The sequence below is a fragment of the Bacillus sp. IT-79MI2 genome (genome assembly GCF_949768135.1).
In the GTDB taxonomy this organism is placed as follows: domain Bacteria; phylum Bacillota; class Bacilli; order Bacillales; family Bacillaceae_G; genus Bacillus_A; species Bacillus_A pseudomycoides.
The window spans coordinates 12,776-27,834 of sequence record NZ_CATKPV010000074.1 but is presented as its reverse complement, the minus strand read 5'-3'; the positions used below and the strand labels follow the sequence as shown (position 1 = coordinate 27,834).

The 15,059-nt window shown below is 37.0% G+C and carries 11 protein-coding genes and 8 tRNA genes; 17 read left to right on the top strand and 2 right to left on the bottom strand.

Translation table 11 applies throughout. The features are described from left to right. The first annotated feature begins 8 nt into the window (after window positions 1-8). From ACM6HU_RS20130 to ACM6HU_RS20075, 12 genes are all read left to right on the top strand, one after another. Window positions 9-84, top strand: a tRNA-Phe gene (locus ACM6HU_RS20130). A 14-nt stretch (window positions 85-98) separates the two neighbouring features. Further along, window positions 99-174: transfer RNA gene (locus ACM6HU_RS20125), tRNA-Thr, on the top strand. 10 nt (window positions 175-184) lie between these two features. Continuing rightward, window positions 185-260: transfer RNA gene (locus tag ACM6HU_RS20120), tRNA-Lys, on the top strand. Between the two features lie 12 nt (window positions 261-272). Beyond that, a tRNA-Gly gene (locus ACM6HU_RS20115) sits at window positions 273-343 on the top strand. A 10-nt stretch (window positions 344-353) separates the two neighbouring features. Next, window positions 354-430, top strand: a tRNA-Ile gene (locus ACM6HU_RS20110). Between the two features lie 4 nt (window positions 431-434). Next, a tRNA-Asn gene (locus ACM6HU_RS20105) sits at window positions 435-509 on the top strand. Between the two features lie 8 nt (window positions 510-517). Continuing rightward, window positions 518-608, top strand: a tRNA-Ser gene (locus tag ACM6HU_RS20100). A 6-nt stretch (window positions 609-614) separates the two neighbouring features. Further along, a tRNA-Glu gene (locus tag ACM6HU_RS20095) sits at window positions 615-686 on the top strand. Between the two features lie 464 nt (window positions 687-1,150). Next, the gene (locus ACM6HU_RS20090; RefSeq protein ID WP_016116844.1) at window positions 1,151-2,023 is read left to right on the top strand and encodes an RNA polymerase sigma-70 factor; all 873 of its coding nucleotides are present in this window, start codon (window positions 1,151-1,153) and stop codon (window positions 2,021-2,023) included. A gap of 247 nt (window positions 2,024-2,270) precedes the next feature. Further along, window positions 2,271-2,714, top strand: a complete 444-nt coding sequence (locus tag ACM6HU_RS20085) for a carboxymuconolactone decarboxylase family protein (RefSeq protein ID WP_077295624.1) — start codon at window positions 2,271-2,273, stop codon at window positions 2,712-2,714. 465 nt (window positions 2,715-3,179) lie between these two features. Next, window positions 3,180-4,124, top strand: a complete 945-nt coding sequence (locus ACM6HU_RS20080) for an L-lactate dehydrogenase (RefSeq protein ID WP_016116842.1) — start codon at window positions 3,180-3,182, stop codon at window positions 4,122-4,124. A gap of 276 nt (window positions 4,125-4,400) precedes the next feature. After that, entirely contained in the window at window positions 4,401-4,832 is a 432-nt protein-coding gene (locus tag ACM6HU_RS20075) for a GNAT family N-acetyltransferase (RefSeq protein WP_016116841.1), read from the top strand. Here ACM6HU_RS20075 and ACM6HU_RS20070 read toward each other — a convergent pair. Next, window positions 4,816-5,004 carry a TasA family protein gene (locus tag ACM6HU_RS20070; protein WP_353777550.1) on the bottom strand — a complete coding sequence of 63 codons (189 nt, stop codon included), beginning with the start codon at window positions 5,002-5,004 and terminating at the stop codon, window positions 4,816-4,818. The two genes, ACM6HU_RS20075 and ACM6HU_RS20070, sit on opposite strands and share 17 nt — an antisense overlap. 550 nt (window positions 5,005-5,554) lie before the next feature. On the opposite strand from ACM6HU_RS20070, the gene glgB reads away from it, so the two are divergent. From glgB to ACM6HU_RS20045, 5 genes are all read left to right on the top strand, one after another. Continuing rightward, a complete protein-coding gene (gene glgB / locus ACM6HU_RS20065) occupies window positions 5,555-7,492 on the top strand; it encodes a 1,4-alpha-glucan branching protein GlgB (RefSeq protein ID WP_016116840.1) in 1,938 nt (645 codons plus the stop codon). After that, complete coding sequence (locus ACM6HU_RS20060) at window positions 7,440-8,570, top strand: glucose-1-phosphate adenylyltransferase (RefSeq protein WP_016116839.1); 1,131 nt, start codon at window positions 7,440-7,442, stop codon at window positions 8,568-8,570. The genes glgB and ACM6HU_RS20060 overlap by 53 nt, the downstream gene beginning before the upstream one ends. An 18-nt stretch (window positions 8,571-8,588) precedes the next feature. Next, window positions 8,589-9,623 carry a sugar phosphate nucleotidyltransferase gene (locus tag ACM6HU_RS20055; protein WP_016116838.1) on the top strand — a complete coding sequence of 345 codons (1,035 nt, stop codon included), beginning with the start codon at window positions 8,589-8,591 and terminating at the stop codon, window positions 9,621-9,623. Window positions 9,624-9,955: 332 nt separating this feature from the next. Continuing rightward, window positions 9,956-11,392, top strand: coding sequence for a glycogen synthase GlgA (gene glgA / locus ACM6HU_RS20050; protein ID WP_016116837.1), 1,437 nt, complete (start codon window positions 9,956-9,958; stop codon window positions 11,390-11,392). An 11-nt stretch (window positions 11,393-11,403) separates the two neighbouring features. Then, the gene (locus ACM6HU_RS20045) at window positions 11,404-13,812 is read left to right on the top strand and encodes a glycogen/starch/alpha-glucan phosphorylase (RefSeq protein WP_077295622.1); all 2,409 of its coding nucleotides are present in this window, start codon (window positions 11,404-11,406) and stop codon (window positions 13,810-13,812) included. A 411-nt stretch (window positions 13,813-14,223) separates the two neighbouring features. Here the strand turns inward: ACM6HU_RS20045 and ACM6HU_RS20040 are convergent, their stop codons facing one another. Then, entirely contained in the window at window positions 14,224-14,946 is a 723-nt protein-coding gene (locus ACM6HU_RS20040; RefSeq protein ID WP_016116834.1) for a lipase family protein, read from the bottom strand. Window positions 14,947-15,059: the final 113 nt, after the last annotated feature.

Genomic DNA, 15,059 nt, shown 5'->3' with positions numbered 1-15,059 from the left:
TACATAAAGGCTCGGTAGCTCAGTCGGTAGAGCAGAGGACTGAAAATCCTCGTGTCGGCGGTTCGATTCCGTCCCGAGCCACCATTTTGAAATAGCAAGCCGGCTTAGCTCAATTGGTAGAGCAACTGACTTGTAATCAGTAGGTTGGGGGTTCAAGTCCTCTAGCCGGCACCACTTTCAAAATGAGCCATTAGCTCAGTTGGTAGAGCATCTGACTTTTAATCAGAGGGTCGAAGGTTCGAGTCCTTCATGGCTCACCATTTTAGTTTCATGCGGGTGTAGTTTAGTGGTAAAACAAGAGCCTTCCAAGCTCTGGTCGAGAGTTCGATTCTCTTCACCCGCTTTTTCCATTGGGGCCTATAGCTCAGCTGGTTAGAGCGCACGCCTGATAAGCGTGAGGTCGATGGTTCGAGTCCATTTAGGCCCACCATTATTCCGCAGTAGCTCAGTGGTAGAGCTATCGGCTGTTAACCGATCGGTCGTAGGTTCGAGTCCTACCTGCGGAGCCATATTATATAGAGAAGTACCCAAGTGGCTCAAGGGGCTCCCCTGCTAAGGGAGTAGATCGCTAACGCGGTGCGAGGGTTCGAATCCCTTCTTCTCTGCCAGAAATTGGCCCGTTGGTCAAGCGGTTAAGACACCGCCCTTTCACGGCGGTAACACGGGTTCGAATCCCGTACGGGTCATACTAAAAGAGATAGCATAATCTGCTATCTCTTTTTTTATTTGTTATAAGGATTTTTTAAAACTAAAGTAGACTTTGATAGGTAAGAAAAATAATTTAAAGGGGAATAGGGTATGTAAAAGGTGGGTACAAAAGTTCACCTTTTTATTGTGTAGTGTGCCCAGTATACATATATTTTTTGTTTCATATTCCTATTTTGATGAAGTTATCTGTTGTACAATTTTTATGTAAGAATTTACACAAGTTGTAATCATTGCTTCCTATGGATAAAAACTATCAAATAGTATTATGTCAGTGATATTTAAGAGCTTGCATAAGATTAAGAATCGTTCCTTTCGTAACAGAAAGATAATCTTTTAATTATAACAAATCATATATTTTTATCCCGCTATTCGTGCGCAGTAAGACCCCCACTGATTAAAGTTTCACTTTATATTGAAACACGCTATAGAATGGAGTGATAATATGGATTTTGAAACTTTGTATCGAACGTATCAACCTTTAGTTTACTCGGTTGCATACCGTCTGCTGGGCTCTGTTAGTGATGCGGAGGATGTTACTCAGGATATATTTATCAAAGGTCAACATACGGACCAAGAATCCATTAGAAATATGAAAGCGTATTTAATAAAAATGACGACAAATCATTGTTTGAATATACTACAATCGGCTCGAAAAAAGAGAGAAGTGTATACAGGAGAATGGCTTCCCGAGCCGGAAATAGATACGGCGAAACTAAATCCTGTGGAAACTATCATTCAAAACGAAAGAGTATCCTATGCATTTCTTGTACTGTTAGAGAATTTAACACCTGTTGAAAGAGCCGTATTTGTCTTAAGGGAAGCGCTTAGTTACGATTATCGTGAAATAGCGGAGATTTTAAACAAATCAGAGGCAAATTGCCGAAAGATTTACAGTCGTTGTAAAGAGAAGATACAGCACGAAGTACCCGTAAATCCACAACAATCAGATCATACAGAAAAAATGATACATACCTTTATTCATGGTTCAAAAACAGGGGATTTTGAGGAATTTATTAATTTGCTGACAGTAGATGCAACACTTGTCACCGATGGAGGCGGTAAAGTACGTGCAGCTATATTTCCGATTCTGGGCAAACAGCGTATCCAGATATTTCTGGAGGCTATTGTTTCACGAGGATTCTTTCAATTGGAGCTTCTCCCAACTATCATAAATGGTCAATTTGGTATTTTAGCAAGAAATAAAGGCCGTGCAGAGAAAGCCATATGTTTTGAATGGAATGAAAGTGGAGAATCCATTAGAAGAATCTACATTATAGTTAATCCTGATAAATTAAAGCATATTCCAGTTCTATAGCATGTAATTGAAAAAGAGATCTTTATTTTTTAAGATCTCTTTTTTATTTTGTCACAAATTGAAAAGCTTATTTGTCTTATAGGTGACAGGATATAAAAGGGATGCTATGTATGTTTTTTATTAGGGATTCTGTCATGAATTAAAATATTTTACGGCAGATAGTGATTTTAAATAATTCATGAAAGACCTTGTTAAATATCCTGGTGCCAAAGTACAAACTAATTTTATTTTATGGAGGGAATATACAATGGAAACAAGATTTTTAATGGGAAAGGTAAATTCGGAAGGTTATAAAGCAATGGTAGGTTTAGAAAAATACTTGATGACTACAAGTATTGATGAAGTATTGAAAGAGCTAATTAAAATCCGGGCTTCTCAAATCAATGGATGTGCGTATTGCATTGATCTTCATACGAAAGATGCACGAAAACTAGGGGAAACAGAACAACGTATTTACGCTCTTAATGCTTGGCGTGAAACACCATTCTTTACGCAGGAAGAACGTGCTGTGCTTGCTTTGACAGAGGCAATTACACTAGTAGCGGAAACGCACGTTCCTAATGAGGTATATGAAGAAGTAAGGAAATTCTTTGAAGAAGAGCAAATTGCTGAAATCATTATGCAGATTGTTACTATTAATGCATGGAATCGAATTGGAGTATCTACTCGTTTAATGCCGGAAAAAAGATAAGATGGAGATGTTACTAATATTTTGTAGAGGCACCCTCATACCGTCAACTAGCTAAGAAAAAGGAGGTTCCAAAAACGAAAAAATAAGTTATTCTTTCTGGAAATACTGCTGAAAGGATAGCTTTTTCGTTTTTGAGTATAAAGAAATTGTAATTGGAAGGATATATAGCTATTGCAAATTATGTAGGATCTAATCTTTAATAGGCGAACGATAAAATATAATGAAATAAGCTTTTCACAATCTAAAGAAAAGGCTTCCATTGAAATTGATTCCACACCTAATATCATAACTTTCCACTGTCTGTGAAAAAGTTCACAAATAGGTCATAATTTGTGAATGTATTCACAATAAATCGTGCTACAATATGAGTGTAAAGAAGTTAAACAACATTAAATTAGTATTTTAATTAATTACTTAAACAATAATAAAAAAAATAAATGTGAACAATAGAGAGGGGAAATTACCATGAAAAAAGGTATCAATCGTGTAGTATTAGTAGGAACAGGAGCTGTAGGTTGTAGTTATGCTTACTCAATGATTAACCAAGGTGTAGCTGAAGAATTTGTACTTGTGGATGTAAATGAGGCTAAAGCAGAAGGGGAAGCAATGGACTTAAGCCATGCAGTACCATTCTCTCCATCACCAACAAAAGTTTGGAGCGGTAGTTATGCAGATTGCAAAGATGCAGATTTAGTTGTTATCACTGCTGGATTACCACAAAAGCCAGGTGAAACTCGTTTAGATTTAGTTGAGAAAAATACAAAAATCTTTAAGCAAATCGTTCGCGGCATTATGGATAACGGATTTGATGGTATTTTCCTAATCGCAACTAACCCGGTTGATATTTTAACTTATGTAACTTGGAAAGAATCTGGATTACCAAAGGAACGCGTAATCGGTTCTGGTACAACTTTAGACTCTGCTCGTTTCCGCTACATGTTAGGTGACTATTTAGATGTAGATCCACGTAACGTTCATGCATATATCATTGGTGAGCACGGTGACACTGAACTTCCAGTATGGAGCCACGCTACTATAGGTGTACAAAAACTAGAAACAATCTTAGCGAACAACGAACAGTATAACCAAGAAGATTTAGATAAAATCTTTGAAAATGTACGCGATGCTGCTTACCATATTATCGAGCGTAAAGGTGCAACTTACTACGGAATTGGTATGTCACTACTTCGTGTAACTAAAGCGATCTTAAACAACGAGAACAGTGTACTAACTGTATCTGCATACCTTGAAGGTCAATACGGCGAGAAAGATGCTTATGTAGGTGTTCCAGCTGTCATTAACCGCGAAGGTGTACGTGAAATCGTGGAGCTTGAGTTAAATGAAGAAGAAAAAGCGAAATTTACTCACTCTGTAAAAGTATTAAAAGAAACAATGGCACCAGTACTATAAGGATAATTGATAAATAATTCAGAAGCGGGAAATTGCTTCCGGCTTCTGAATTTTTATATAACTTTATATAAATTCCTTTTCCAGTTTCCCTGTATATCCCCAAAATATACACCCCCTTTTGCTGGAAAAGGGTCGTTTATAGGAAAAGCACCCTATTTTGTATAGAGTGCTTTTTTTTTTTTTTTGTATGGAAATTAAATCCATAAAATGGAGAGTTTATAGCGAGCTTAAAGAATTATTTCATGAGAGCGTAATAAAAATGAGGGGGATAAAGTTATGATAGAAAGAGCTAATGCTGAAGAAACAACATACATACTATCTAATACAGTATTATCTGCTAATGAAGGTATTCAAAATCATGGAACAATTTCCGGTGGAAAAGCGATACAGATGATGACAGGTCTTATTGAAAAAGGGGCGTATTATCTTGTATACAAAGAGAATGATTCAATTGCTGGATGGATATTAGTAGGGACAAATACGGATTATTTTACAGAAAAGGAAATTGGTTTTATTTACGATGTATACGTCTTATCTGAATTTCGAGGTAAAGGGATTTCCAAAAAGCTAATTCAGGCTGGAATTGAAGAGTTGAAAAGAAATGGATATGAGGAAGTACGTCTTAATGTATTTTCCACAAACTTTGCTCAAGAGATTTATGAAAAGATAGGTTTTACTCCGTTACAAACAGTTATGGTTTACAAGTAAATAAGAAATGAAAAAACAAGAAAAGTACCGAGAATCGGTACTTTTCTTTGTTTTCAGTTTTGAAGTTCTTCTTGAACGAATTACCTGGCTTTAAATCTTTCATATTGACGGTAACAGTAGGATTAGATAAATATATTATACCAGCTTGTAATGCGTTATTTTGATGTTTCAGGGTTGTTAAAATAGGAGAAGCGCTATGCTATAATAAGCCCCCATGTTTAGAGTGAAATATATATCGCCTTACTAACAATTAGATAAAATATAGTATTTAAGTGAGGGGATAGTTAGAAAGCATGATTTCCAGTAAATGTTTTACCCCGTTATTCGTGGGCAGTAATACTCTCACCTCAAAATTCAATGGAAACAAAGAAGTTAGGTGAGAGATAAACTGCCCGTAAAAACCCAATTGGTGAGAGCTGATTAAAGTTTCACTTTATGAGAAAACATTTGTTTCAAAATAATAAAGAAGGAAAGAAACTAGAAAAATAGAGAACTTCTTACCATTGTATATTTTTGTAAAAAATAAAAAAGAACGAACAAAAAATAAAACGCTTTCAATGAATATTCGTCAAAATTCGATAAATTTGACGAAAAATTAAAGTGTTACCTTTAATTTCCGCGAAAAAACGTATATATATTTAAAAATGCACAAGGATATTTCAGTTTCCTATCGAATGTTTAAAAAGTAATGAAAATTCCGCCATCTTAGTGAGGTGAACATATTGAGTGTAACAGATTGTATAGAAGAGAGTGTGTATGAATTTCATACAAAGCAGTGTTATGAGAGCTATAACATATTTGGCGCGCATCTTGTAACGGAAGATGAAATACAAGGCGTACGATTTACAGTATGGGCTCCTCATGCGAAAGCTCTGAGTGTAGTTGGCGATTTTAATGATTGGGATATTGAAGGGCATAAGATGCGAAAAATGGCAGAAGAGGGTATTTGGTCATTGTTTATACCGCATTTGGGGGAAAATGAAATATATAAGTATGCGATTGAAACCAAAGGTGGCGAAACAATTTTAAAAGCAGATCCCTATGCAACATATGCAGAAGTAAGACCAAATACGGCATCTGTTATTTTTGATATAAAGGGATATAAATGGAATGATAAAAATTGGTTTCGAAAGAAGAAACGAAAATTAATGTATAAGGAAGCAATGGCAATTTATGAGTTGCATTTTGGTTCATGGAAAAAGAAAGAAGATGGCTCTCTGTACTCGTATCGAGAGATGGCAGAGGAGCTCATTCCTTATGTGGCGGAACATCAATTTACCCACATTGAAATTATGCCGCTTGTGGAACATCCATATGACCGTTCCTGGGGATATCAGGGAACCGGATATTATGCGGTGACAAGCCGGTTTGGTACACCGCATGACTTCATGTATTTTGTCGATGAATGTCATAAATATGGAATCGGTGTCATTTTAGATTGGGTCCCGGGTCATTTTTGTAAAGATGCTCATGGGTTGTATTTATTTGATGGAGCGCCGACCTATGAATATAAAGATTTGGATGTACAGGAAAATCACGTTTGGGGCACAGTAAATTTTGATTTAGGAAAACAGGAAGTGCGTAATTTTTTAATTTCAAATGCACTGTTTTGGATGAAGTATTACCATATTGACGGCTTTCGTGTCGATGCGGTTGCGAATATGTTGTACTGGGAAAAAGAAGGGAAGCAGCAAAGTAATGAATACGCCGTTTCCTTCTTGCGTGAGTTAAATGAGGCAGTATTTGCAGAGGACGAAGAATTTTTGATGACCGCAGAAGATTCGACAGCTTGGCCACTTGTGACTACGCCAGTGTATGAAGGCGGACTAGGGTTTAATTATAAGTGGAATATGGGCTGGATGAATGATGTTCTAAAATACATGGAGTGTGCACCGGAATACCGGAAATATATTCATGAGAAAATGACATTTTCTTTGCTATATGCTTACTCCGAAAACTTTATATTACCGCTCTCTCACGATGAAGTCGTTCACGGAAAAAAATCATTGTTAAATAAAATGCCAGGAGACTACTGGGAAAAGTTTGCACAACTGCGTTTATTATACGGGTATTTCTTTACGCATCCTGGAAAGAAATTACTCTTTATGGGTGGGGAATTTGGTCAGTTTGACGAATGGAAAGATCTCGAGGATCTAGATTGGAATTTGCATGATTTTGAAATGCATCGTTATATGCATGATTACTTTAAAGAGCTCATAGCATTGTATAAGCGCTCTAAACCACTTTGGCAGTTGGATCATTCGCAGGAAGGATTTCAGTGGATTGATGCCGATAACAAAGAACAAAGTATTTTCTCGTTTATTCGTAAAGGGGATAAGGAAGACGATATCTTTGTTGTGGTATGTAATTTTACTAATATTGTGTATGAAAATTATAAAGTAGGTGTACCAGAGTTCAAGTATTATAACGAGATTTTAAATAGTGACGCAGCAATATATGGAGGCTCAGGGCAGGTAAATAAAAAGCGCCTAAAGACAATTCTAGAGCCGTATCATAATCAGTCTGCTCATGTAGAAATAACAATTCCACCATTTGGCGTATCCATTTTAAGACCAGTGAAAGCGAGAAAGGGGAGCAAAAAACAAGATGGTTCAAAAGCAGACGTGCGTAGCAATGTTACTAGCAGGAGGAAAGGGTAGTCGTTTAAGTGCTTTAACAAAAAATTTAGCAAAGCCAGCTGTTCCGTTTGGCGGTAAGTACCGAATTATTGATTTCACATTAAGTAATTGTGCAAACTCTGGTATTGAAACAGTTGGAATTTTAACGCAGTATCAGCCGCTTGAGCTTCATAGTTATACTGGAATCGGTAATGCTTGGGATTTAGATCGTGTGAATGGCGGCGTGACCGTATTGCCTCCGTACTCGGAATCTTCAGGAGTGAAATGGTATACAGGAACAGCGAGTGCTATTTATCAAAACTTAAACTATTTGCATCAGTACGATCCGGAATATGTTCTGATTTTGTCAGGAGATCATATTTATAAAATGGATTACAGTAAAATGTTAGATTACCATATTGAAAAAGAAGCAGATGTTTCGATTTCAGTTATTGAAGTACCTTGGGATGAGGCAAGTCGATTCGGCATTATGAATACGAATGAGGATATGGAAATTGTTGAATTTGAGGAAAAACCACAATTTCCAAAAAGCAATCTTGCTTCGATGGGAATTTATATCTTTAATTGGGCTATTTTAAAAGAATATTTAGAGATGGATGCAAGAAATCCAGAATCTAGTAATGATTTTGGAAAAGATGTCATCCCGCTTTTATTAGACGAAGAGAAAAAGCTCATTGCTTACCCATTTGAAGGGTATTGGAAAGATGTTGGAACTGTAAAAAGTTTATGGGAAGCAAATATGGACTTGCTTCGAGAAGAATCGTCCTTACAGTTAAACGATCATAGCTGGCGCATTTATTCGGTGAATCCAAATGAGCCGCCGCAGTATATTGCTGAAGGGGCAAAGGTAGAAGAATCATTAATTAATGAAGGGTGCGTTGTTGAAGGGGATGTAAAACACTCTGTTTTATTCCAAGGAGTAACGGTTGGAGAAGGGAGTATGGTAATCGATTCGGTAATTATGCCAGATGCATGCATCGGTAAAAATGTTGTCATCGAAAGAGCGATTGTCGGATCGGGTATGGTCATTGAAGATGGGACAATTATTCGTCCAGAAAAAAATATCGATGATGTTGTACTAATAGCTGAGGGGAAATAGAGAAGGAGGATAAGATGAATGGGAGAATCAATGTTAGGAATTATTAATGCAACAGGGAGTTTTCCGTCCTTAAAGAAAGTAACAGGGCACCGTTCGCTGGCAGCACTACCATTTGGAGGACGTTATCGTCTCATTGATTTTATGCTTTCGAATATGGTTAATTCCCATATTCATAGTGTAGCGATTTTTACGAGTCATAAAAATCGTTCCTTGATGGATCATCTCGGATCAGGAAAACAATGGGATTTAGATAGAAAACGCGACGGCTTATTTTTATTTCCTCCGAATTGCCAATGTGATCAAGATGAGTTTGGTTCCTTCGCTCATTTTAGAAGACATATGGACTATTTTCTGCGCAGCAGACAAGAGTATGTTGTTATTACAAATAGTCATCTTGTTACAGCATTAAATTTCCAAAAGGTATTAGAAAGACATATACATACGGGCGCAGATGTTACAGAAGTATGCCATGAAGGCGTATCGCTACAAACTTATGTGCTTAAGAAACAGTTATTATTAGATTTATTTGAAATATATAAAGACATGGAACACTATAGTTTGTTTGATGTAGTCAAAGAGAAACGAGGAGAGTCGCTGTACATTACTACATATGAGCATACAGGGTATGTAGCAGTAATCGATTCGATTGAAAATTATTATAAACATAGTTTAGAAATTTTGCAGCCTTCTATTTGGAAGCAGTTGTTTACGAAAGAGGCTCCGATTTTTACAAAAGTAAAGGATGAACCACCAACACGTTATATAAAAGGAGCGCAGGTGCAAAACACAATGATTGCAAACGGCAGTGTTATTGCAGGAAAAGTTGAGAATAGTGTTGTATTTCGTTCTGTTAAGGTTGGGAAAGGTTCGGTTATTCGAAATAGCATTATTATGCAAAAGAGCCAAATTGGAGATAACTGTATATTAGACGGCGTTATTATTGATAAGGATGTTAAAATTGAGGATGGTGTGGTTTTAACAGGAACGCCTGATAATCCATACGTTCTGGAAAAGAGCAGTGTTCAAAGTCAAAATATTACTAGTTATTCTTAAAAGCTCTATGTAAGTTAAGTACAAATTGGAAAACTGATAAAAACATTCTTTTTAAGGTGGAAGAGAGCATCCGCCCATGCATAGAGGCGGTCAGATCCTTTTCCTGCCCTAGGCCAAGTGAAAACAAAGAGAGAAAACAAGTAGCAATCATCTTTTGTTCTTCGTAGCAGCGACTTATATGTCGAAAAATCAAAATGGATATATATAGCCAGTGAAATTCTATCCAATAGGGATTCACTGGCTCATCATGATATGAATTTAAAATCCGAAGGGAGGAAGCTGTAAGAAGGGCGGATCATGGTGTACACGCTTTTCAGACAGTGGAACAACACGTGAATATTTTATTTGCAGTATCAGAATGCGTACCGTTTATTAAATCAGGTGGCTTAGCAGATGTGGCGGGTGCACTTCCAAAAGAATTGAAAAAATTAGGAGTAAACGTCCGTATTATCCTACCAAACTACAGCCTTATTCCCAAGCACTTGCGAGAAGCATGTACGCTTCATAAGGTAATCAATGTGCAGCTCGGCTGGCGAAATCAATATTGCGGGATTTTAAAAGGGGAGCAAGGCGGGATTACGTATTATTTAATCGACAATGAATATTATTTTAAAAGGGATTCTCTTTATGGACATTATGATGATGGAGAACGTTTTTCTTTCTTTTCTAAGGCGGTGTTAGAGTGTATGCCGCACCTAGATTTTGAAGTGGACATCCTTCACAGTCACGATTGGCATACAGCGATGGCGAATTTTTTACTGCGTGAAAAGTATGGGGATCATCCATTGTATGAGCATATTAAAACTGTTTATACGATTCATAATTTGCAGTTCCAGGGTGTGTTTCCTCGTGAAGTTATGCATGATTTACTGGAACTTGGTGATGAATATTTTGATAGTGAACAGCTTGAATTTTATGGGAACGTTAACTTTATGAAAGGCGGCATCATCGCTTCAGATCGCATTACAGCGGTTAGCCCGACGTATAAAGAAGAGATCCAATATGAATTTTTTGGTGAAAAATTAGATGGTTTGTTACGGAAATATAATGATAAGTTGAGCGGGATTATAAATGGTATTGATACGAGCGTATATAATCCGAAAACGGACTCATTTATTACCACGCAGTATGATGCAGAATCATTGTATGAAAAACAAGAAAACAAACGTGCATTACAGCGCTATTTTGGTTTGTCGGAAAAAGAAGATACGCCAATTATTTCGATGGTAACGCGATTAACAAAGCAAAAAGGCCTTGATTTAGTACGTACTGTCTTTCATGAAATGATGGAAGACGATGTACAATGTATCATTTTAGGATCAGGGGATTCTGAATATGAGCAGTTTTTCGAATGGATGGCATATGAGTATCCAGAAAAAGTGAAAGTGTATATCGGGTTTAATGAAGAGCTAGCGCATCAAGTATATGCAGGGAGCGATTTATTTTTAATGCCATCATTATTTGAACCATGCGGACTCGGACAGCTCATTGCACTGGCATATGGTGTGATCCCAATTGTAAGAGAGACGGGAGGATTGAACGATACAGTTCAGTCTTATAATGAGAAAACAGAGAATGGAAATGGCTTCAGCTTTAGAAATTTTAACGCTCATGACATGTTACATACGGTTCGTCGTGCACTGAAGTATTATCATAATCAACCAGTATGGAATCAGCTTGTAAAACAAGCGATGACAGAGGATTATAGCTGGAAAAAGTCAGCTCTTGAATATAAGGAACTATATAAAAGTTTGCTGAAACACTCTTAGGTGGTGAAAAAATGTTTACTCATGTTGAAAGCTTTAAAGTAGCCTTTTTAGAAAAACTAGAAACGATGTGTGGAAAAAGTTTCAAAGATTCTACCAGTCGTGACCAGTATAATACACTTGGTCGTATGGTACGTGAGTATATGAATCAGCATTGGATTGCAACAAATGAAAGGTACCGGACAGGGAATCAAAAGCAAATGTATTACTTGTCTATTGAGTTTTTACTTGGTCGTTTGCTCGGTAGTAACTTACTAAATCTAGGTATCCGTGATGTATGTGAACAAGGCCTTTCAGAGCTTGGAATTTCATTAAAGGAATTGGAAGAAGGTGAAGCGGATGCAGGGCTTGGCAATGGAGGACTTGGCCGCCTTGCAGCCTGTTTTCTCGATTCACTTGCATCTTTAAATCTTCCAGGGCACGGATGTGGTATTCGTTATAAGCATGGCTTGTTTGATCAAAAAATTGTGGATGGATATCAAGTAGAATTACCAGAACAGTGGCTCCTTCATGAAAATGTTTGGGAAGTAAGACGACACGATCAAGCGGTAGAAGTGAGCTACTTTGGAAATGTAGAACCGATAGAAATGAATGGTCGCCTCGAATTTCGTCATACGAATGCAGAAGTGATTATGGCAGTTCCATATGACGTTCCGGTTGTTGGATATGAAACGGATACTGTGAATACACTTCGCCTTTGGAATGCAGAGCCGGTTCCTTTTCCACAAAATTGTAAAGATATTTTGAAATATAAACGTGAAACAGAAGTGGTATCAGAATTTTTATACCCGGATGATACGCATGATGAAGGGAAAATACTACGTTTAAAGCAGCAGTATTTCCTTGTATCAGCAAGCTTACAAAACATTGTTCGCATGCATAGAGAGCGAAATGGAACGCTTCGTAATTTACATGAGAAAATCGCGATTCACATTAACGATACGCATCCCGTTTTAGCAATTCCAGAACTCATGCGTATTTTACTAGATGAAGAAAAGCTTGCTTGGGAAGAAGCGTGGGATATTACGACTCAGACAATTTCTTATACGAATCATACGACATTATCAGAAGCACTTGAGAAGTGGCCAATCCATATTTTTAAACCGTTATTACCACGGATTTATATGATTATTGAAGAAATCAATGAACGCTTTTGTCATGAACTGTGGGAGCGATATCCGTATGAGTGGAAGCGGATTGAAGATATGGCAATTATCGCGCATGATCTTGTCAAAATGGCACATTTAGCAATTGTCGGAAGCCATAGTGTAAATGGCGTGGCAAAAATTCATACGGAAATTTTAAAGCAACGTGAAATGCGATTGTTTTATGATTTTTATCCGGAGAAATTTAACAATAAGACAAATGGAATCGCGCATCGGCGCTGGCTTATGAAGGCGAACCCGCAGCTTGCAAATCTCATTTCAGAAGCAATTGGAACGGAATGGAAGAAGCAACCGATTCAGTTGCAATTAATGCAAAGCTTTCAACATGACACTGCTTTTCAAGACAAGTTGCATGATGTAAAGCAAGAGCGTAAATATATTTTAGCAGAGCAAATTCAAAACAAGATGGGGATTATCGTTGACCCGAGTTCCATTTTTGATGTACAAGTAAAACGATTGCACGCTTATAAAAGGCAACTATTAAATGTGTTACATATTTTGTATTTGTACAATCGTTTAAAAGAAGATTCAAGCTTTTCGTTTTATCCGCGTACATTTATTTTTGGAGCGAAAGCATCGCCAGGCTATTATTATGCGAAAAAAATTATTAAATTAATAAATGAACTTGCTAGAAAGGTAAATCAAGATCCATATGTGAGTCAATATATGAAAGTTATCTTTCTAGAAAACTATCGGGTTTCTTTAGCTGAAGATATTTTCCCAGCAGCAGATGTAAGTGAGCAAATCTCTACAGCAAGTAAAGAGGCATCAGGAACAGGGAATATGAAGTTTATGATGAATGGTGCAATTACGCTCGGAACGCTGGATGGGGCCAATATTGAAATAAGAGAAAAAGTAGGAGATGAAGCCTGTTTTATCTTTGGTCTAACAGCGGAAGAGGTGCTTCATTATTATCAAAATGGTGGATATCGTGCAAATGATTACTATCACCATAATATGCACATAAAAAAAGTAGTCGATCAGTTAATAAATGACTTTTTCACAAATGTTGCAGCCGAATTTGAAGCAATTTATGATTCTCTTGTTATTCAAAATGACGAGTACTTTGTCCTTCGTGATTTTAGTCCATATGCAGAGCGTCAAGAAGATGTAGGAAGAGCATATGAAAACCGAAGAAAGTGGCTAGAAATGTCTATCATTAATATTGCACAATCAGGATACTTTGCTAGTGATCGAACGATTCTGCAGTATAGTAATGAGATTTGGGGTATTGGTGATAGGGTTAAGCTTTTGTGAGTTGAAGATATAAATTAAAAATCTTTCTTTTTAGGTGGGAGAGAGGATCTGGTCGCTTTATATGTTGGAAAATCAAAATGGATATATAGGAATAAGACAGAGTCCCTTGTGAAGATTTTGAGGGGCTTTTATTTATTTGAATGGAATTCGTAAAGTAAAAATAGCTTGGGAATTTTCCAAGCTATTTTTACTTAGTTTGCTACTGAGATATAAGGATTTACTGAATACAAAACACCAGTCCCACCGTATTCCTCTGTAGCAAAGTATGAGAATGTACAGAAACCTGTGACCGTAAAAATTATAACGAGAAAAATTGCAAAGAAATATTTTAGCATGTAAGGTCCTCTCATCCAAAAGTAATTACATAGATTATTATAATATAATAGTATATTTTTTCCAAATGTTTCTGTATCAAAAATGAGAAGTCAGACATGTTTTGTATGTTGACATGGCGTGGTTGTTGGTGATGGATTTTGTATTTTTCGTAAATGTCAAGTTGTGATGAACATGTGTATACTCCCAGTCTTGGTCATGAAAATGCACTTTGCGCGGTGGAAGAAGCGGGACCACATCGAATAAATTAACGAAGCGAAAGCTGCTTGCTACTTGCATTTTGTAGTAGTTTCGAAAGGTGATATCTCCAACCTTTGGAGAGGCGAAGTTATAGAGACCGTATTGTGCAAACGCAGTATTAACGCGTGCATCTAATATGTGTAGTGTGGCAAGTGCTCCGCCTAGGCTATGCCCTGTGGCGAGTAGTTTTTTATCTGATGGTAAAGATACGAGCATATCCATAATCGTATCACGGCATGATTCATAAACAGAGAGAAAGCCGTTATGGACGTTTCCGCTATTTAAGGCGTATGGATAAAGTTTTTGGTTCACAAGTGAATCAATGACCCACTCTGGATCGGATTGGGTCCCTCGAAACGCTACGATGACTGTATCTTCAGATTCTAATATGAATCCAAACCACTCTGTTGTTTGCATAACCTTAGCCTGAAAACCTTGTACATATTGAAATCCTTCAGGTATTTGAAAAATCCCATTTTGTTTATATTGATCATATGTTAACTCGCAACAAGAAGCTAGCAATATGGCAGTATCTTTATCAAAGGATAAAGGAGCACGCATCAGAGAAGCCCTCCTAAAGAAGAAGTAATAGTTCAATATATGAGTGGGAATGGGGAATCATTCTTTGAGTGGCTTGAAAACAAAGTGCAATGAAAAATGAATGTTTTTTACAA